This window comes from Flavobacterium sp. 38 (assembly GCF_057799715.1).
Genome location: NZ_JBYNWZ010000001.1, coordinates 857,213 through 876,044 on the forward strand (window position 1 = coordinate 857,213; position 18,832 = coordinate 876,044).

An 18,832-nucleotide genomic window follows, 5' to 3' on the forward strand; every position below is an offset into this window, starting at 1 on the left:
TTAAACACATAGAATCATAGTTTTTAGGAGTCTTTAAAAAAGGCGTTTCACTTAATTTAAATTCACATAGTAAAAATGGTGTAGGCTATGTGTTAGAAACTAGTTTCTTATAATATTCTTTCTACAGTATAAAAACCTATGTTTCTATGTGTTTAAAAAATTAAACAGAAATGCATTTGTCTTCAAATAGATTTCCATCTTCGTCAACAGCAACCAAAATGTCTTTTTTGCGAGAAAATGTAATAGTGAGATAAATCCATACAATCAACCAGAAACCCAAAGTAATGATGCTGAGAAACAAATGAAAAGGATGATTTACAGCTTTCTTTTCTTTAGACAAAACAACGTAAGGCAGTTTTTCATTTTGTTCTGTAATTACAAAACCGCTGCGAGTTTTGGCGGCGATTATTTCGTAAAATCGATCTATGTTTTTTTCAGTAATAAATTGGTAACTTTCCATTTCTTTTAATTTTTTAAAGGTTTTTAAAAGACTTCTGTTTTGATATATACAATTGATTGTAATATTGTTACCTCTCGTTTTTAAAGATTTTTAAGATTCTTTTTTTAAATTAGCTGTAAAATGTTTTTTTTATGGATCAAAATAAAATTCATCCTGATCAAAAATATATCGACGGACTTGCTGCAAACGATTCTGTAATTATCGAAATGATATATAAAAAGTTCGCGCCAAAAGTTGTCCAGTTTATCACTAATAATTCTGGTGACAAAGATCATGCGCAGGATGTGATTCAGGAAATCATGATTTTGCTTTTTAATCAGGCGAAAGCCGGAAAACTTCAGCTGACTTGCCCATTTGATGCCTATTTTTTCCTGTTATGCAAAAGACGCTGGCTGAACGAATTGAAAAATTCTGCCAATAAAGGGGTAACAATTTATGAGAATGTGGTATCTATCAATGAATCTGCTCACGAACTGATTGCTCAAGCAGAAGAATTTGATGAAAAACAAAAGCTTTTCGAAACCATGTTTCAGAAACTGGGAGAGAAATGTCAAGAAGTTTTGAAACTCAGTTTTTCTCTAAAATCGATGAAGAAGTGGCGCAAAAACTCAACGTAACTTACGGTTATGTCCGAAAAAAGAAATCGTTGTGCACAGGGCAATTAACGCAATGGATTCAGGAAGCGAAAAATTTTAACTCTTTAAAAAACAATTAATCATGAACGAAGAACGCTATATATTATTTGACCAATATCTTCAAGGCGAACTGACCGTTGATGAAAAAAACAATTTTGAGAAACAGCTCTCTGAAGATGCTACACTGGCTTCGGAGTTTGAAAGTTTCAAAGAAATGCATTTTCAGCTGGAAAATAAATTTGGAAAAGAACAGGAGCGAGCCGCTTTTGAAGAAAATCTGACTCGAATTTCAGATAAATATTTCAATAAAAAGAAACAAAAAGTCGTATCGCTTAAGCCGTGGTATTTTGCCGTTGCAGCATCGGTAATTATTATGTTCGGACTATTTTTCTTTGATTATAAACATTATCCAAATTTTGAAGATTACAATCATCCAGAAAGTGCTTATTTTACGGAGAGAGGCGTGTCTGAAGAAACTTTGAAAAAAGCAGAAAATGATTTTAATGGAAAAAGATATGAGAAAGCAATTCCACTTTTTGAAAGTATTTTGAAAGAAAATAATTCACTAGAAATTAAATATTTCTACGGTGTTTCATTATTGCAGGTAAACAAATATGTAAAAGCTGAAACTATTTTTAAAGAATTAGAAGCAGGAAATTCTGTTTTCAAAGAAAAAGCAAAGTGGAATCTGGCGTTGTCTAAGCTAAAACAAGGAAAATATGCCGAGTGTAAAGCAATTCTAGAAACCATCTCACAGGATTATGAAGATTATGATGAAGTGGAACATTTATTAGAAGAATTGGAATAAAATTCAACTTTTTGTAAAAAAAATGCCCAGAATACGGGAAACCTCAATCGAATTTGGAATTTTAGTTCTAAATTCGATTTTCTTTTTAGAGAAAATGAAGTTTGGAACGCACTTTGCTATTTATAGGAGCAGGTAAATTAAAAACCTGTTTGTCGTACTGAGGAACGAGGGATCGCACTAGCTGATCGAGAGAAAAAATGGGGGTTTTCTTTTTCGAAGCTTCTTGTGAGGTCCTTCGTTCGTTAGAATAACAAAAATAGGTTATTATTGTTCAGACCTTTGTCAAAGTTAAGCTTTGACAAAGGTTTTTTGTTTTTAGCAAGGTATAATAGTCCGTTTTTATTTGCGCTTTCGCGAAAGCGAATCTTTTAGATGCTTTTTAGTGTGCTAATTTTCAGTATAATTTGAGGAAAACCGTAATAGTTGTTTTGAAATATTTCCTACATTCGACGGAATTAAAAAATGAAGTTTCCCAAAACTTTTTCAAACCAATCCCAAACCTTGCATGAAAAAAATCACCTTATTTTTTCTTATTATCTTTTCTCAATTTATCTTTAGCCAAAAAGTTACCGAAACAGAAAAACTTGCCACAACGTGCAAAGTCTGGGGATTTCTAAAATATTATCATCCAAAAGTTGCCGCAGGAGAATTTAATTGGGATCAGCAATTGATAGACATTTTGCCAAAAGTCGAAAAGGCGCAAACCAGAAAAGAGTTTTCATTGGTAATTTCAAACTGGATAGATGCTTTAGGAGAAGTGCCGTTAATTGCACCAATTCCTGAGCCGAAAGATGTCAAGTTTTTTGATAAGAATTTTGATTTATCGTGGATCAATACAAGTGCTTTATTTTCTAGAAATCTTTCAGCAAAATTGAAATTTATTGAAGAAAATAGATATCAGGCTAATGAAGAATTTAGTCCTGATTTTGATGCTTTTAAAACGGTTAAAAATTACTTTGACCTTGATTATAGTAATAAAAACAACAGGCTTTTAATGACATTTGCTTATTGGAATGCAATAGAATATTTTTTTCCATATAAATATGTTATGGATCAAAAATGGGATATTACTTTAAATGAAATACTTCCTGCTATGGTTGAGGCGAAAAATTCGGATGAGTTTAATAAAGCATTAAGAAAAATGAGTACAAAACTAAATGACAGTCATGTTATGTTTCACATTTATCCAGATGCAACAACTGTAAAAAGCCCACTTTATTTTCCTGCAACAGGTAAAATAATAGATGAAAAGCTAGTCATTACTGAGATTTTAGGGGATAGTCTAGCTGAAGCTGATAATATTAAAATTGGAACCGTAATTACCAAGATCAACAATAAAACGATTAAAGAGCTTATTGAAGAAAAGAGGGATGTTGTTAGTGCTTCAAATGAAGTTTCTTATCAAAATAGAATTATTGCTAGTTTACTAAAAAGCGAATCTGAAAATGTTAAAGTAGAATTTTTAACAAACGGAAAATACGAAACAAAAACGATGAAATGGTTTAATTACCATGATTCACACAGAAATGAATTTAAAAAAGGAGCGCAGAAAAAGAAAGATAAATTTAAACTTCTGGAGAACAATATCGGCTATGTTAATATGGGCGAAATTAAACCCAAAAATGTTCCTGATATGGTAGAGAATCTCAAATCGACAAAAGCAATTGTTTTTGACATGAGAAATTATCCAAAAGGAACTTTTAAAGAGATTTCAGATTTTTTGAATCCAGAGGAAAAGAAATTTTGCGATTATACATATCCTTGTTTAAACTATCCAGGTAGATTTGTTTTTGAAGAAGGAAGAAAAGCTGGATTTGCCAACAAAGATCATTACAAAGGAAAAGTGATTGTATTGCTTAACGAAGATTCTATAAGTCAGTCAGAATGGACGGCAATGTGTTTTCAAACGGCAGGAAATACGACTATTATAGGAAGTCAGACAGCGGGAACAGATGGAAATAATTTTGAGTTTGATTTCAGAGGATTTCATACTGCTTTTACTGGAATGGGTGTTTATTATCCAGACGGTCGAGAAACACAAAGAATCGGAATCGTTCCTGATATTGAAGTTAAACCAACCATAAAAGGTATTCAAGAAGGGCGAGATGAGGTTTTAGAAAAAGCGCTTTCTTTTATAGAAAAAGGAGAATTAAAAACACAAGATTCTCAAAAGCAGCAAGCAACAATCAAGAATCTGGAAAATCTTAAAAACTAAGAAATCGCGATTATCCCGAGGTACGAGGGATCTTCGCAAGTAACTCGACAAAGTTTTGTCTTCCTGAGCGGAGTCGAAGGACAAGTGCAGTAACCACAATGTGTAGACGCAGCATGAGATCCTTCGACTCCGCTCAGGAAGACAAACGGTGTGTGAAAATCCGCCATATCTGCAAAATCTGCGAGAGGAAAAATTCGCAACAACTTGGCGTCTTGACCTGACAGGTTTTAAAAACTTGTCAAGTCTAACGATGCATAGAATTCTCTTTCAGAAATAACAAAAAAAATAAAATCCATTTTTCATTTGCGCTTTCGCGAAAGCGAATCTGTAAAATCTGCGTTCCAACTCCAGAATTGCTATTCTTTTAATATTGTCGTAATTTTGGCGTTTTAAAATGAAAGCCTTGAATTCAACACCCATTATTACCGACACGCACACACATTTATATTCTGAAGAATTTGATCAGGATAGAGACGAAATGATTCAGCGCGCTATAAACGCTGGAATTACACGTTTTTTTATTCCTGCAATCGATGCTGCAGCAACGCAGTCTATGTACGATTTAGAGAAAAATTATCCTGAAAATATATTTTTGATGATGGGTTTGCATCCCACTTACGTGAAAGATAATTATCTGGACGAATTGGCGCATGTGGAAACCGAATTATCTAAAAGAAAATTCTATGCAGTTGGCGAAATCGGAATCGATTTGTATTGGGATAAAACGCATTTAAAAGAACAGCAGATTGCTTTTAAAAGACAAATTCAGCTGGCAAAACAATACAAATTACCCATTGTAATTCACTGCAGAGAAGCCTTCGATGAAATCTTTGAAGTGCTAGAAGAAGAAAAATCTGAAGATTTGTTTGGGATTTTTCATTGTTTTTCCGGAACTTTAGAACAGGCATTGCAAGCTATTTCTTATAATATGAAATTAGGAATTGGTGGAGTTGTGACTTTTAAAAACGGAAAAATCGATCAGTTTTTAAATCAAATCGATTTAAAACATATCGTTTTGGAGACAGATTCTCCTTATTTAGCGCCAATTCCTTATAGAGGAAAAAGAAACGAAAGCAGTTATCTGGTAAACGTTATTGCTAAATTGAGCGATATATATGGAGTTTCTATAGAAGAAATCGCAACAATTACAACCCAAAACTCAAAAGACGTTTTTGGGATTTAACCTGTGCCTTACAAAACTTTAATTTTTTTTTTGTTCTTTTGCCCACTTAAATCTATATAAATAATGCAGAAATTTGATGCCATTCGACCTTTTTATGATTCCGAAATAAATGAAGCACTTCATGGTGTGGTTAATCATCCGATGATGAAAACCATGATGAACTTTACTTTTCCGGAAGTAGAAGATGAGGTTTGGAAGGAACAATTAAAGAAAACACACTCGATTCGTGATTTTCAATGCAACTTTATTTATAACACAATTCAGAAAGTCCTAGAAAAAAGCTCTGAAGGTTTAACGACTTCAGGTTTTGAAAAACTAGAACCTAATACTTCTTATTTATTCATCTCAAATCACAGAGATATTCTTTTGGACACCACTTTACTAAATGTATGTTTATTCGAACATGGTTTGGTAATGACAGCTTCGGCAATTGGAGACAATCTAGTAAAGAAAGCTTTCTTGGCAACTTTAGCGAAATTAAACCGAAACTTTTTGGTTTTAAGAGGATTAACGCCTCGTGAAATGTTGCAAAGTTCTAAGTTGTTGGCTGAATATATGGGGCAATTACTGCTTCGCGAAAACCGCTCGGTTTGGATTGCACAAAGAGAAGGAAGAACAAAAGATGGAAATGACGAAACCAATCCTGGAGTTTTAAAAATGATCGGAATGGGTTCTGACGAAGAAAACTTAATGGATTATTTTAAGAAATTGAGAATCGTTCCGGTTTCTATTTCTTACGAATATGATCCGACGGATGTACTGAAAATGCCGCAATTGATGGCAGAAGCCAACAACGAAGTTTACGTAAAAGATAAAAATGAAGATTTCATGACCATTATAAGTGGTATCATGGGAACTAAAAAAAGAATACATATTTCTGTCGGAGATGTTTTAGATACCGAAATCGATCAGATTGTAGCTGAGAATGATAATGCAAACAAGCAAGTTCAAGCTTTGGCACAAACTATTGATGATGTTATCTTGAAAAACTATCAATTGTGGCCAACTAATTTTATTGCTTATGATATTTTAAACGAAACAGACCGATTTGCTGACAAATACAAAGAAAGCGAAAAGTCGTTATTTGAACGTCGTTTAGAAATGAGAATCGGAAGCGATAATCCTGTTACCAGACAAGGGTTTTTAGCCATGTATGCCAATCCTGTTGTCAATAAATTAAAATACCAAGATGTCATCTAAAGCTAAAATTCTATTGATTTATACCGGAGGAACTATCGGTATGAGCAAAGATTTTGAAACTGGAGCGCTCAAAGCCTTCAATTTTGGTAAATTAATTCAGAAAATTCCAGAAATCAAACAATTGGACTGCGAAATCGAATCGATTTCTTTTGAGCACCCAATAGATTCTTCAAATATGAATCCTCAAATGTGGACCAAAATTGCCACAATTATTGAGGAAAGTTACAACGCTTTTGACGGATTTGTAGTCCTTCACGGATCAGATACGATGTCGTATTCTGCTTCGGCATTGAGTTTTATGCTAGAGAATTTAGCAAAACCAGTTGTATTTACGGGTTCGCAATTGCCAATTGGAGACTTGCGTACCGATGCCAAAGAAAACCTGATTACAGCAATTCAGATTGCGTCGCTTTTAGAAAACGGAAAACCGGTGATTACAGAAGTTTGTTTGTATTTTGAATATAAATTGTACCGCGGAAACCGAACTTCTAAAGTAAATGCAGAACATTTTAGAGCTTTTACGGCACCCAATTATCCTGAATTGGTAGAATCTGGCGTTCATTTAAAACTAAACAGACATTTATTTCTTCCTGTAAATAAAAATGCAAAACTGATCGTTCATAAAAACTTAGACAATCACGTTGCCATTATTAAAATGTTCCCTGGAATGAGCGAAATTGTTCTAGCTTCAATTCTTGGAACTTCTGGCCTACGCGGAATTATCTTGGAAACTTACGGTTCAGGAAACGCACCAACCGAAGATTGGTTTTTAAACTTAATTGAAAAAGCCATTAAATCTGGAATGCATATCGTAAATGTAACGCAATGCTCAGGCGGAAGCGTCAACATGGGGCAATACGAAACCAGCACAGCCCTAAAATCTTTAGGCGTTATTTCTGGAAAAGACATTACTACAGAAGCAGCAATTACAAAATTAATGTATCTGCTTGGACATAAAATTCCTCAAAACGAGTTTAAAGATGTTTTCGAAACTGCTCTTCGTGGTGAGATTTCGTAAATTTTTTTGAACCATATAAGTGATATAAGTTCAGTTTAAGTAACTGAACAAATGCGTCTAACTTTGTCAAAGTTAGACGCATTTGTTTTAAAAAAAACTTACATGACTTATATGGTTTAATTCAATTGGAATTTGGAATTTATTTTTTGGAATTTCCGTAAGGAACAGGACAAGTTTCCAAATCCTCCTCCGTAGCTTTATGTTTTTTGTAATACACATAAACAATCACAGAAAGAATACAAATAATTCCCTGAATAGCAACGGTAGCTCTTACGCCAAGAGAGTGAGAAACATACCCAATAATCAAACTTCCCACAGGAATCATTCCCTGATACGCCATCATATAATAACTGATGCTTCTAGAACGCATATTTACAGCGCTATGCGTCTGAATGTAAATGTTGATAGAAGAAGTTTGACCCATCATTCCGATTCCGCTTAGCGTCATACAGATCAAAGCGATTGTGATACTGCTTGAAACCGCTAAAATAATTACGCTGAAACCTAGAAGTAAACTTGCTGCGATCATCAATTTATTCATGTTTTCTGCAGATTTTAAATTGGCAAGATAAATGGCAGATAAAACGGAACCAATTCCGGCAGCGCTTTCGAACCAGCTGAAAGTTTCTGCATTTCCGTTAAAAATATCTTTGGCAAAAACCGGCATCAAAGTATTAAAAGAAATTACAAATAAACTGCTGCAGGTTAACATCATGAGCATTCGGGCCATTTCGGTTTCTTTTTTCACATAATCAAGACCTTCTACAAGATCGTCAATCATGTTTAGTTTGTTTTCAGTTTTGATATGCGGTGTAATTTTCATCATCATTAACGAAATAAGAACAGGAACATAACTCACAAAATTTCCGATAAAACAGATATCTTCTCCATATTCATGCAAAATAATCCCAGCAAGCGCAGGACCTGCAATACGGGCAAAGTTGTTTAAAGTGGAGTTAAGCGCCACCGCGTTTGGAAGATCTTCTTTATTGTCAACAATATCGATCATCATGGTTTGGCGGCAGGTCATATCAAAAGCATTAATAATTCCTTGAATAAGGCTCAATGCCAATATGAAATTGATATTGTATATTTTAAGATAAATAAGCAAAGCTAAAGCCCCAGCTTGAAGCATTGCCAAAGACTGTAATACCATCATGGCGCGGTGTCTGTCGTAGCGTCCAATAATACTTCCTGCCAAAGGCGCTAAAAACAAAGACGGAATCATACTTAAGAAAGTTGCCAAACCCAATAAAAAAACAGATCCTGTAATGCTATAGACCATCCAGCTTACGGCTGTTTTCTGCATCCAGGTTCCGATAACTGATACAGATTGACCGTAGAAAAATAACTTGAAGTTTTTTGATTTTAAGGCTTTAAACATGACTCTAAATATTTAATACAAAGGTCGGGATTATGATAGCATTAGAAAAATTAATAATTTTACTGATAATAAGTATTAAAACTTATCAATATGGAAATCTATCAACTGGAATATTTTATTAAAACGGCTGAGGTTTTGCACTTTACCAAAGCAGCCGAATTGTGTTTTGTAACGCAATCGGGACTTTCGCAGCAAATAAAAAAACTCGAAGAAGAGCTTGGTATGCCTTTGTTTAAGCGAATTGGCAAGAAAGTGCAATTGACAGAAGCAGGTTCGGTTTTTTTGATTCATGCGAAAAAAGTAGTCGAGAATGTTCAGAATGGAAAACAAGCGATCGAAGATTTAAATGAAATGATTGGCGGCGAACTCAGAATTGGCGTGACTTATATTTTCGGACTCTTGATTCTGCCTGTTGTCAATACATTTGCCAAACAATATAAAAACCTAAAAATTATTGTAGAATACGGCACCACAGAATCGCTCGAGCAAAAATTGATTAATAATGATGTTGATGTCGTTCTGGTCATTCCGTCGCATACCATTGAAAGTCCGATTTTAAAAGTGCCTTTGTTTACATCGAATATGGTGATGGCGGTTTCTAAAAATCATGCTTTGGCGCATTTAGATAAAATTGCTTTTAAGAAAATAGAAGAAATTCCGCTGATTTTGCCTGGAAAAGGTTCGAACTCAAGAGAATTTGTCGAAGAATTATTCCAGAAGTTTAACATGAAACCCAAGATTTCGATCGAACTGCATTCTATTCACGCACTGCTGCAAATGGTAGAAAACAGTGACTGGTCGACCATAGTTGCTGAAAAAGCATTAAAGGGCTGGGATGATCTCAAAGCGATACAAATTACAGGTGTTGCAACCAAAAGAGAGGCTTTTATGCTGACAATTGGCAGTTATCAGAAAAAAGCGGTAAAACTGTTTATGGAAGAATTTAGAAAAAGCATATAACTTCTATTTTACTTTTGTAAAGTCATATTTTTTTGTGTTATTTGCAGACCAAAATAGAGAGGTGTCCGAGTGGTTTAAGGAGCTAGCCTGGAAAGCTAGTATATGGGTAACTGTATCGAGGGTTCGAATCCCTTCTTCTCTGCTAAATAAAAATCCACAGTTTCATAAAATTGAAACTGTGGATTTTTTTATTCAGGTAAATATACTTGATAAAGATTCGTATTAAGATTATATATTTCAAGAAAATTTGATAGATTTATTTGAATTACGGATTGCCGTAAAAATTAATCTATATCCTAATTTAAATTTGAGTAAAATAATATAAAAGTTTAAGAATTTTAACAAAATTAGAATATGTCCAAAGAAGTTAACTTTACAATAAGATATACTGGAGGAAAGGCAGATGAAAGTTTATTAGATTTATATGATGCGGCTTCGTCAATGCATGGATTGGCTAAAGCATTGGGAATTACATCACATGCTTTAATCAATGATGGGGCAATCAGAAATAGAGTTGACAAGATACCAAATGTCAAGTTTTATTTACATCCTCCAAAAAAGGGAAGTTTTATTGAATTAGTCACTATTGTTTTTGAAGATCCAGCAGTTTTAGCAGTTGGTTCCTCTGTGATAGTTGCTTCTTTTTGGGATTTTATTGAATTTACTTGGAAACAAGCTACTGGACAAGAAGGTGAATTAACTCAGAGCACTACAAGGAAGATTGTGAGGGATAATGAATATTTAGCTCAGGAGATCGAACATGCATTGGAGAATCCTTTGCAGTTAATTCATAGGCCAATCCAGAATGATCGAAATATAGAAATTGAAATAAAAAGACCAAGGGTTGGAACCGTACTAAGATTTAATAGTGAAACGTTTGATTACGTCATGTCGCAAAATGAGGCAGAAGAGCGTGTAAATGTCATTGGGAATGTAACAAAATATAATAATATAAGTGGTATAGGAAGGTTTTATGATGATGCAGAACGTAAAACAATATCGTTTCATTGCCATAAAGATTTAACTGAAGAAGAAAAACAACTTTTAAGTTGGTCTCTTCATGCTGCCAATCAAGTTGTAGGAGAAGGTAAAATTCTTTTGACAATTGATGTGATAAAAAGTAATTCAGGACATGTAAAAAGATATATAATTAAAAAAGTTGAAAGAAATGATAACGCTCAACAAAGAGTTAGCTAAGAAAATTTGGACATTCCTATCTAACCCAATATTTGCGCTAATTTTTAGTATAATATCTGGTTTTTTTTTCTATTTTATCTCAATTTCATATAAAAGCCCTTCTTATTTTAATACTTCACCAGAATTGGTTGCTAAAAAATCTGATTCAAATTTGAAAATTTTATATAAGAAACAAGAGGTTAATAATGTTTATTTTACAACTCTTGTAATTTGGAATGATGGATCTAGTTATATTGATCATAGTGAGTTTATAGAATCTAAACCAATAAAATTTTATTCAAAAGATAGCATACAAATTTTATCGGTTTCTCTTGATAAAAAAAGTAGAAGTGATTTAATGTTTGAATCGTTTATAGATAAAAATAAGGTTATCGTTAAACTTTCAGAAGATGAAGCTCTTGAAGAAGGAGATGGTGTAAGCTTTAATATTTTGTATACAAAAATTACAGATAAGCATTCTCCATCATTTGAGTTAGAGTCTAGAGTCAAAGGCACTAAAAGAGGTTTTGTTTTTAAGGATGTAACCAATTTGAAAACAAAAAACCATAAGAAATCGATCTATATTTTATGGTCAATAATTATAATCCTTTTAACTACGAGAATTACTATTTTGTATCTGTTTAAAAAAGATATAGTTTTCAGAAATAAAGAATTTGTATTTATAATTTTACTTATAATTATCACAATTTGGATGACGATAAAAGAAATTTTTTATACAACTAGTTTGAATTGGTTATAATTAATCTTTTTTAATCATATTGTCGTTATTCTAAGCATATGAGCAAATCAAAAAAAGATCTTAATATTTTTCCCTTTTAGTGTTGGCTAAGGTGTTATAAAAACAAAAAACCTCTAATCTAGCCCCGATAGAAGCGACATCCTTTTATGGTCTCGTTTCTTTAACGAGACCATAAAAGATATAGTCCCGATAGCTATCGGGACGGGACTACACTTGTCCTGAAAACTCAAATTTCTGCTCCTTAAAAAACATCAAAACTATAAAAACATAGTCCTAAAAAGTTATTCTAAAAATACGGCTTCCCGCATTTTTTTATTACAGAAATATTATATATTTGGCTCCTGTGTAATACAAATAATTTGATGGATTTACCTCCTTATTCGCCAGGGTTGCATAAACTGGTTACTCTACATGTCGGCCAAATCTCGAAGCTTACAGACAGCAAAGGTTTTGTTGCGGTTACCAATTCTATTTTGGAGAAATATGAGCTTGAGAAGGTCGGAGCAGTGGTTCACGATTTTGATAACGATAGTTTTACGATTTCGTACTGCCTCAAAGAATCGCATATTTGTATACACACTTGGCCAGAATACAATCAGTTGACTTTAGACGTTTATTTGTGCAATTATCTTCAGGATAATTCGGCAAAAGTGCGTGCTGTAATGGCTGATTATGTTACGTATTTTGATGCAGCAGTTATTAAAGATTTTGAAATTAACCGTTAAGATATGAAGATTCCTTGTTACGACTGTAATACAGAAACCGAATTAGAGGTTGGTTTTGAAGTAATAAATTTTGTTTGTCCTGTATGTTATAGTGTTTATGTCGTTGATGATGCGGGACAATTTAGAAGAAGATCGCAATATAAAGCTCCTTTTCATGATTGTCCGCTGGCAATTGGCGACACTGGTTTCTTAAACGGAAGTGAGTACACAGTAACGGGAATTTTAAGGAAAAATGTGTATCCAGATTACACTTGGACAGAATTTATCTTGCAGAACAAAGAAAAAGAATTTCTTTACTTGTCGCTTTCAAACGGGCATTGGATGATGCTTACCGAAATGGAAGAGATTGCCAATATCAAAAAAGGAACGAAAGTTCTGAAATATGATGGAAGAGATTACGACTTATTTGAACATTCGGATGCTGACATAATTAATGCGAAAGGATTTTTCGATTTTCAGATTCCGAATAAGAAAATTCATTTGGCAGAATTTATAAATCCGCCATACATTGTTTCGGTTGAAAAAATGAATAATGTTCAAACTGCTTTTCATGGTGAATATCTCAGTAAAAATAAAATCAAAAAAGCATTTCCAGGAATAACATTGCCGTATCAGTCAGGAACTAGTATGATTCAGCCGTTTTATTTTGATCTTAAAAATACAGCTGTTATTTTCTGTCTTTTTGCTTTGCTGATTATTACTGCAAACTGGTATATTTATAAAGATCAAGTAGAGCAAAACGTATTTAACAGTAAGATTAAATTTAGCGAATTTGATAATAAGGAAATGACAAGTCCGTCGTTTGTGCTCAATGGCGCATCGGCGCCTATGACTATAAAGGTTTCTACAGGCGTTAATAATTCTTGGGCAAACGTAAATATTGCTTTGATAAACGAAGATACGAATGACGAGATTTACGCCAACAAAGACATAGAATATTATTACGGCAGTTCTGATGGAGAATCGTGGACAGAAGGAAGCCAGTCTGAGAAATTTAATATTTGCGGTGTAGAAGGCGGAAAATACCATCTTTTAATAACCCCAATGAAAGCTCCAGAAGATCTTTCGAACAGCGAAATGGCGATCAGTGTAGTCTGGAATCAACCTTCGAACAGAAATGCTTGGTTGGTTATTATCGGAATGATTGTAATTTACTTTATAGTACGTTATTTTAGAATTCAATTTGAAAAAAAGAGATGGGCAGACAGTTCTTACTCTACTTACGAATAAATTAATATGAAAAGAATTTTTGACTTCTTTACTTATAATTGGGCTCCATTAGCAATTGGATGCTTTTGCTTTGGAGTTTACATCTATTTTACTCTCGCAGGAAACCGAATCTGCGATTGCGAAACAACCGAAAATTATAAATCAACAACGAGCGGAAGCCGAACATCTTATAACCGTTTTTATCACAAATAAAAAAATCAATCAATATGGAATTAATTCACGCCCAGCCAATAGTAAACTCGATTATTTATTCTTTTTTAGGAATTGTTATTCTGTTAATCGGGTATTTTATTATTGAAAAACTAACTCCAGAACACACTTGGAAAGAAGTTGTAGAAAAAAATAATGTTGCTGTTGCGATTGTTCTGGCAGCGTTTATCATTGGAATCTCCATGATTATTAGTGCCGCAATTCATGGGTAAAAAGTTTCTTAGGTTCGAATATCTTTTACTTTTTGCCGTATTTATAATTGCCACCTGCGGACTTATTTACGAGTTGGTTGCAGGAACTTTGGCCAGTTATTTATTGGGCGATTCGGTAAAACAATTTTCGTTTATTATTGGCGTGTACCTGTTTTCGATGGGTATAGGCTCGTTTTTTTCCAAGTTTTTTCATAAAAATCTGCTCAACACTTTTGTAGAAATTGAAATACTGGTTGGACTTATTGGAGGTCTGAGTTCGGTAGTTTTATTTCTATTATTCGAAAATGTTGGGTCTTTTCAGTTTATTTTATATTTATTCGTTTTTGTAACGGGTTTCCTGGTCGGATTAGAGATTCCGCTTTTAATGAATATTTTAAAAGATAGAGTCGAGTTTAAAGATCTCGTTTCGAATGTTTTCACGTTTGATTATATCGGGGCTTTGCTGGCTTCAATTCTATTTCCGCTGGTTTTGGTTCCGAAATTAGGAATCATGGGAACTTCTCTTTTCTTTGGAATGATCAATGTAAGCATTGCAATCGTACTTTGTTTTTTGCTGAAAAGAGAATTAAAAAAGGTTTATTTTCTGAAAGCAAAAGCCATTTTTTCATTTGTATTATTGTTGGCGGTTTTTGTTTTTTCGAATGATATTTTGGCGTATTCAGAGGGCAAATTGTACGGAGAAAACATCATTTATACCAATTTGACACCTTATCAGCGTATTGTTTTAACGCACAATAAGAGCGATTACAGGCTTTATCTGAATAATAACTTGCAGTTTAGTTCGGCAGACGAATACCGTTATCACGAAGCCTTGGTTCATCCCGCAATGTCGATGGCAAAAAGCGTCAAAAATGTTTTGGTTTTGGGTGGAGGAGACGGTTTGGCGGTTCGTGAAATCCTGAAATACAAAGACGTCGAAAAAGTAACGTTGGTCGATTTGGACGAAGGAATGACGAAGTTGTTCAAGACCAATACGGTATTAACCAATTTCAATCAAAACTCTCTCAATAATCCTAAAGTAACGGTAATAAATACAGACGCTTATATTTGGGCAAAAAGCTGTAAAGAGCAATTTGATGTCGCGATAATCGACTTTCCAGATCCGTCCAATTATAGTTTGGGGAAATTGTATTCGCTGAATTTTTATCAGACTTTAAAAACCATTTTAAAGCCAGACGCAGTGGCAGTTATACAAACCACTTCGCCTTATTTTGCGCCAAAATCTTTCTGGTGTATTAACAAAACGGTGATGCAGGTTTTCCCGCAGGCAGATGCGTATCATGCGTATGTTCCGTCGTTTGGAGAATGGGGTTATACAATTGCTATAAACGGTTTCGGGACTACATTTAATACCGTAAACCGAAAAGCAGAAAAATTGAAATTTTACAATTATCAGTTTGACCGATTTAATTATTTTACAAACGATATGATTTCGAACGAAATCGAAATTAATCGTTTAGACAACCAGATTTTAGTACGTTATTTTGATGAAGAGTGGGGAAGACTGCAATAAATCGCGAAGAGGTTTTATAAAAGTAATTGGCGCGGCTTTAATTGCGGTTCCGTTTCTGCAGTTTTGTTCTGATAAAATTGCGGTGCTCATGATTCGTTTATCTGGAACCAAACATTTACTTGGACATCGTTTATGGATAAAAGATTTTCCTAAACCGACTAAGCAAATCAATATTCCGTATTTAATTGTGGGCGGAGGGATTTCGGGATTAAGCGCTGCAAGGCAATTTCAAAAAAGAGGCATTTCAGATTTTTTAATTTTAGAATTGGAAAACCATTTAGGAGGAAATTCTTCAAATGGACAAAACAAATACTCGAAATATCCTTTAGGGGCGCATTATCTGCCATTACCCAATTTTCAAGACAAAGAACTGCTTCATTTTCTAGAAGAAGAAAAAATAATTTTAGGTTACGATTCAAAAGGATTTCCCATTTTTGATGAATTGCAACTGACTTTTGCGCCAGACGAGCGTTTGTTTTACAAAAATAACTGGCAGGAAGGCGTAGTGCCAAAAAACGGCAATTTAGTTTCTGATGATTTGGAGTTTGAGAAATTCTTCAAACAAATGGATGTTTTTAGAACTGCCAAAGGTGAAGACCAAAAGTATTTATTTGATATTCCGATTTATCTTTCTTCAAAGGACGAAAAGACAAGAGCTTTAGACAAAATCACGATGAAACAATGGTTTATAGACAATCATTTTACTTCTGAACCTTTGTTTAATTATATCGATTATTGTTGTAAAGACGATTTCGGTTTGGGAATTGAATACGTTTCGGCTTGGGCAGGAATTCATTATTTTGCCGGAAGAAAGCAAGACAGCACGCCCGAAAAACACGACAGCGTTTTGACATGGCCAGAAGGAAATGCACGTCTTGCCACTCATTTGAAAAAATATACAACTGATAAATCTTTGAAGAATCATTTGGTTTATGAAGTGAAAATCGAAAACCAAAAAGTAATCGCAAAAGCTTTTGATGATGCAACAAAAACTTCTGTTGAAATCATTGCTGATAAAGTAATCATGGCATCTCCGCAGTTTGTAAATCAGTATTTGATTCCAGATCGAAAGACATTTACAAAAGATTTTCATTATACACCATGGCTTTTGGCAACTTTAATCGTCAATGATTTAGCAGACAATGGCAGTTTTCCGCTGTCTTGGGACAATGTGATTTATGATGCAAAAGGTTTGGGATATGTCTATGATCAGCATCAGACTTTGAATCAAGTTCAGGATAAAAAGGTCATTACATATTATTATAGTTTTTCTTCAGCCGATTTAAAGAAGACCAGAAAAGAGCTTTATAAAAAAGATAAAGAATATTGGAAGCAATTTGTTTTGAATGATTTAAAAATTGCTCATCCCGATATTGAAGACTGTACAGAAGATATAGAAGTTTTTCTTCTGGGACACGGAATGATTTCACCTTCTCCAGGATTTATTTTTGGTGAAGCGAAGAAAAAAGCCAAACAAAATATTCAGAAAAAGATATATTTTGCGCACAGCGATTTGTCGGGAATTTCGATTTTTGAAGAAGCTTTTCATCAAGGAATTAATGCAGTAAACGAATTATTAGATGACACAACCTTGGATTCATAAAGCCAAAACCGATTTAACTTTCATTATTGGACCGTCCTTTTTTGTGCTGGCGATTATCTTCATTTTTCAGGATTATATTACTGAAATTGAGGAGAATTATTCTTTTTATACGTGGCTTTTCCTGATTGTTTTTATAGACGTAGCGCACGTTTATGCGACTTTATTTAAAACTTATTTTGTTGCCGATGAATTCCAAAAACAGAAAAAAAGATTGGTTTTACTTCCTCTTTTTTGTTTTGTAACCGGAATTGTGCTTTTCTCTTTTGGAAGTTTGGTCTTCTGGTCGTTTTTGGCTTATGTGGCGGTTTTCCATTTCATCAGGCAGCAATACGGATTTATGAGATTGTACGCTAGAAAAGAAACTAAAACCAAAATGTCAGTTTGGATTGATAATTTGGCTATTTATGCTTCAACTGGATATCCGATGCTATATTGGTTTTTTTCGTCTAAGCGAAAGTTCAACTGGTTTGTGGAAAATGAATTTTTTAGATTTGAAAACGAAAAATTGCTGGAAGTTGTGTTTTGGATCTATGTCGCAATTATGGTTTTGTATGTGATCTATACTGCGGTAAAATCTATTCAAAATCAGTTTTTTAATATTCCTAAGAACATGATTATTCTAGGAACGGCACTTTCTTGGTATTTCGGAATTGTTTATTTTAATGATGATTTGATTTTTACTTTACTGAATGTCGTTTCGCACGGAATTCCGTATATGGCTTTGATTTATTTTAAAGAAATCGACGGGAAATCGGAATCAGAACTAGGGAAATTGTCTTTTTTAAAACAATATAAAGGACTTTTGATTTATATTGGAATTCTTCTTGCAATTGCCTTTTCGGAAGAATTTCTTTGGGAACTTTTTGTTTGGAATGAAAACATTAGCGTATCCAATTTTGATTTTTCGAGCTGGCAGATTTTATTGGTTCCATTACTGACTGTGCCTCAGTTTACGCATTATTTATTGGATGGTTTTATTTGGAAAACTAAGAAAATTGGTTAGATTGCTTTTGATTAAGTATTTTTAATATTAGAAAATAATGAGTAAATATCAGTATCATTTTCGTCCTGGCTATCAATCGAAAGAACTTTTAATTGACATTTTTGGCGGAGCTGAAAACGAAGATTTTAATTCGGATTTTCTGAAAGTCATTGCAGAAATAAACCCGAAAATGACTAACATTTTGGATTTATGGATGAATGATGAAGTTTTAATGACTTTTGAATCGGAAGTGGGGCAATTTTCGATTTCCAAAGATATTTGGGGTTTTGCATTTATCATGGTCGATGATAATCAGGAAGCTTTGGTAAGAATAAATTCCATTTTAGAAAAATCGGAAATTTTTGAAAAAGTTGAGGTTGATTTTGACCAATACCAATAGAATTAGAGAAATCGGGCCTTAAAAACAATAAATTTGTAATCTAGCCCCGATAGTAGCGGCATCCTTTTGTGTTGGGGTTCAACACAAAAGATATAGTCCCGATAGCTATCGGGACGGGACTAAACTTGTTCTGAAAACGAGTATTCTGCTTCTAACAA

General features: G+C 33.7%; 18 protein-coding genes and 1 tRNA gene. 17 read left to right on the forward strand and 2 right to left on the reverse strand.

Features of this window, described 5'->3' with window-relative positions; all coding sequences use genetic code 11:
* Positions 1-160 precede the first annotated feature (160 nt).
* Positions 161-460 carry a hypothetical protein gene (locus AC3E9W_RS03680; RefSeq protein WP_488766936.1) on the reverse strand — a complete coding sequence of 100 codons (300 nt, stop codon included), beginning with the start codon at positions 458-460 and terminating at the stop codon, positions 161-163.
* A gap of 131 nt (positions 461-591) precedes the next feature.
* On the opposite strand from AC3E9W_RS03680, the gene AC3E9W_RS03685 reads away from it, so the two are divergent.
* From AC3E9W_RS03685 to AC3E9W_RS03710, 6 genes are all read left to right on the forward strand, one after another.
* Positions 592-1,077, forward strand: a complete 486-nt coding sequence (locus tag AC3E9W_RS03685; protein ID WP_488766938.1) for an RNA polymerase sigma factor — start codon at positions 592-594, stop codon at positions 1,075-1,077.
* A 100-nt stretch (positions 1,078-1,177) separates the two neighbouring features.
* On the forward strand, positions 1,178-1,903 hold the full coding sequence (locus tag AC3E9W_RS03690; protein ID WP_488766939.1) for a tetratricopeptide repeat protein: 726 nt from the start codon (positions 1,178-1,180) through the stop codon (positions 1,901-1,903).
* Positions 1,904-2,408: 505 nt separating this feature from the next.
* On the forward strand, positions 2,409-4,118 hold the full coding sequence (locus AC3E9W_RS03695) for a S41 family peptidase (RefSeq protein WP_488766941.1): 1,710 nt from the start codon (positions 2,409-2,411) through the stop codon (positions 4,116-4,118).
* Positions 4,119-4,512: 394 nt separating this feature from the next.
* Positions 4,513-5,301 carry a TatD family hydrolase gene (locus tag AC3E9W_RS03700; protein ID WP_306154677.1) on the forward strand — a complete coding sequence of 263 codons (789 nt, stop codon included), beginning with the start codon at positions 4,513-4,515 and terminating at the stop codon, positions 5,299-5,301.
* 63 nt (positions 5,302-5,364) lie between these two features.
* Positions 5,365-6,501, forward strand: coding sequence for a 1-acyl-sn-glycerol-3-phosphate acyltransferase (locus AC3E9W_RS03705; RefSeq protein ID WP_306154679.1), 1,137 nt, complete (start codon positions 5,365-5,367; stop codon positions 6,499-6,501).
* Positions 6,491-7,519 carry an asparaginase gene (locus AC3E9W_RS03710; protein WP_488766943.1) on the forward strand — a complete coding sequence of 343 codons (1,029 nt, stop codon included), beginning with the start codon at positions 6,491-6,493 and terminating at the stop codon, positions 7,517-7,519. The genes AC3E9W_RS03705 and AC3E9W_RS03710 overlap by 11 nt, the downstream gene beginning before the upstream one ends.
* Before the next feature lie 139 nt (positions 7,520-7,658).
* Here the strand turns inward: AC3E9W_RS03710 and AC3E9W_RS03715 are convergent, their stop codons facing one another.
* A complete protein-coding gene (locus AC3E9W_RS03715) occupies positions 7,659-8,903 on the reverse strand; it encodes an MFS transporter (protein ID WP_456891217.1) in 1,245 nt (414 codons plus the stop codon).
* Between the two features lie 90 nt (positions 8,904-8,993).
* Between AC3E9W_RS03715 and AC3E9W_RS03720 the strand changes: the two genes are divergently transcribed.
* The 11 genes from AC3E9W_RS03720 to AC3E9W_RS03770 all read left to right on the forward strand — a co-directional run bounded on the left by AC3E9W_RS03720 (position 8,994) and on the right by AC3E9W_RS03770 (position 18,674).
* Positions 8,994-9,863, forward strand: coding sequence for a LysR substrate-binding domain-containing protein (locus AC3E9W_RS03720; RefSeq protein ID WP_306154684.1), 870 nt, complete (start codon positions 8,994-8,996; stop codon positions 9,861-9,863).
* 55 nt (positions 9,864-9,918) lie between these two features.
* Positions 9,919-10,005, forward strand: a tRNA-Ser gene (locus AC3E9W_RS03725).
* Between the two features lie 212 nt (positions 10,006-10,217).
* Entirely contained in the window at positions 10,218-11,060 is an 843-nt protein-coding gene (locus AC3E9W_RS03730; protein WP_488766946.1) for a DUF7946 domain-containing protein, read from the forward strand.
* Positions 11,032-11,799 (forward strand): hypothetical protein, encoded by a 768-nt coding sequence (locus AC3E9W_RS03735; RefSeq protein ID WP_488766947.1) that lies wholly within the window; start codon positions 11,032-11,034, stop codon positions 11,797-11,799. The genes AC3E9W_RS03730 and AC3E9W_RS03735 overlap by 29 nt, the downstream gene beginning before the upstream one ends.
* A gap of 362 nt (positions 11,800-12,161) precedes the next feature.
* On the forward strand, positions 12,162-12,524 hold the full coding sequence (locus AC3E9W_RS03740) for an S-adenosylmethionine decarboxylase family protein (protein WP_488766949.1): 363 nt from the start codon (positions 12,162-12,164) through the stop codon (positions 12,522-12,524).
* A gap of 3 nt (positions 12,525-12,527) precedes the next feature.
* Positions 12,528-13,754 (forward strand): DUF4178 domain-containing protein, encoded by a 1,227-nt coding sequence (locus tag AC3E9W_RS03745; RefSeq protein ID WP_488766951.1) that lies wholly within the window; start codon positions 12,528-12,530, stop codon positions 13,752-13,754.
* A 206-nt stretch (positions 13,755-13,960) separates the two neighbouring features.
* Positions 13,961-14,176, forward strand: coding sequence for a DUF350 domain-containing protein (locus AC3E9W_RS03750; protein ID WP_306154691.1), 216 nt, complete (start codon positions 13,961-13,963; stop codon positions 14,174-14,176).
* Positions 14,169-15,689: a polyamine aminopropyltransferase gene (locus tag AC3E9W_RS03755; protein WP_488766953.1), complete on the forward strand. Its 1,521-nt coding sequence runs from the start codon at positions 14,169-14,171 to the stop codon at positions 15,687-15,689. Before AC3E9W_RS03750 ends, AC3E9W_RS03755 begins: the two co-directional genes overlap by 8 nt.
* Complete coding sequence (locus AC3E9W_RS03760; protein WP_488766955.1) at positions 15,664-17,292, forward strand: flavin monoamine oxidase family protein; 1,629 nt, start codon at positions 15,664-15,666, stop codon at positions 17,290-17,292. Before AC3E9W_RS03755 ends, AC3E9W_RS03760 begins: the two co-directional genes overlap by 26 nt.
* Entirely contained in the window at positions 17,270-18,295 is a 1,026-nt protein-coding gene (locus AC3E9W_RS03765) for a hypothetical protein (protein ID WP_488766956.1), read from the forward strand. The genes AC3E9W_RS03760 and AC3E9W_RS03765 overlap by 23 nt, the downstream gene beginning before the upstream one ends.
* A gap of 37 nt (positions 18,296-18,332) precedes the next feature.
* The gene (locus AC3E9W_RS03770; protein ID WP_488766958.1) at positions 18,333-18,674 is read left to right on the forward strand and encodes a hypothetical protein; all 342 of its coding nucleotides are present in this window, start codon (positions 18,333-18,335) and stop codon (positions 18,672-18,674) included.
* Positions 18,675-18,832: the final 158 nt, after the last annotated feature.

Excerpts from the sequence above, each read along its gene's own strand:
- AC3E9W_RS03745 (WP_488766951.1), top strand. The coding sequence starts at position 12,528 with ATGAAGATTCCTTGTTACGACTGTAATACAGAAACCGAATTAGAGGTT.
- AC3E9W_RS03755 (WP_488766953.1), top strand. The coding sequence starts at position 14,169 with ATGGGTAAAAAGTTTCTTAGGTTCGAATATCTTTTACTTTTTGCCGTA.
- AC3E9W_RS03690 (WP_488766939.1), top strand. The coding sequence starts at position 1,178 with ATGAACGAAGAACGCTATATATTATTTGACCAATATCTTCAAGGCGAA.
- AC3E9W_RS03770 (WP_488766958.1), top strand. The coding sequence starts at position 18,333 with ATGAGTAAATATCAGTATCATTTTCGTCCTGGCTATCAATCGAAAGAA.
- AC3E9W_RS03685 (WP_488766938.1), top strand. The coding sequence starts at position 592 with ATGGATCAAAATAAAATTCATCCTGATCAAAAATATATCGACGGACTT.
- AC3E9W_RS03730 (WP_488766946.1), top strand. The coding sequence starts at position 10,218 with ATGTCCAAAGAAGTTAACTTTACAATAAGATATACTGGAGGAAAGGCA.
- AC3E9W_RS03740 (WP_488766949.1), top strand. The coding sequence starts at position 12,162 with ATGGATTTACCTCCTTATTCGCCAGGGTTGCATAAACTGGTTACTCTA.
- AC3E9W_RS03680 (WP_488766936.1), bottom strand. The coding sequence starts at position 460 with ATGGAAAGTTACCAATTTATTACTGAAAAAAACATAGATCGATTTTAC.
- AC3E9W_RS03720 (WP_306154684.1), top strand. The coding sequence starts at position 8,994 with ATGGAAATCTATCAACTGGAATATTTTATTAAAACGGCTGAGGTTTTG.
- AC3E9W_RS03735 (WP_488766947.1), top strand. The coding sequence starts at position 11,032 with ATGATAACGCTCAACAAAGAGTTAGCTAAGAAAATTTGGACATTCCTA.
- AC3E9W_RS03765 (WP_488766956.1), top strand. The coding sequence starts at position 17,270 with ATGACACAACCTTGGATTCATAAAGCCAAAACCGATTTAACTTTCATT.
- AC3E9W_RS03695 (WP_488766941.1), top strand. The coding sequence starts at position 2,409 with ATGAAAAAAATCACCTTATTTTTTCTTATTATCTTTTCTCAATTTATC.
- AC3E9W_RS03760 (WP_488766955.1), top strand. The coding sequence starts at position 15,664 with ATGAAGAGTGGGGAAGACTGCAATAAATCGCGAAGAGGTTTTATAAAA.
- AC3E9W_RS03715 (WP_456891217.1), bottom strand. The coding sequence starts at position 8,903 with ATGTTTAAAGCCTTAAAATCAAAAAACTTCAAGTTATTTTTCTACGGT.
- AC3E9W_RS03750 (WP_306154691.1), top strand. The coding sequence starts at position 13,961 with ATGGAATTAATTCACGCCCAGCCAATAGTAAACTCGATTATTTATTCT.
- AC3E9W_RS03710 (WP_488766943.1), top strand. The coding sequence starts at position 6,491 with ATGTCATCTAAAGCTAAAATTCTATTGATTTATACCGGAGGAACTATC.
- AC3E9W_RS03700 (WP_306154677.1), top strand. The coding sequence starts at position 4,513 with ATGAAAGCCTTGAATTCAACACCCATTATTACCGACACGCACACACAT.
- AC3E9W_RS03705 (WP_306154679.1), top strand. The coding sequence starts at position 5,365 with ATGCAGAAATTTGATGCCATTCGACCTTTTTATGATTCCGAAATAAAT.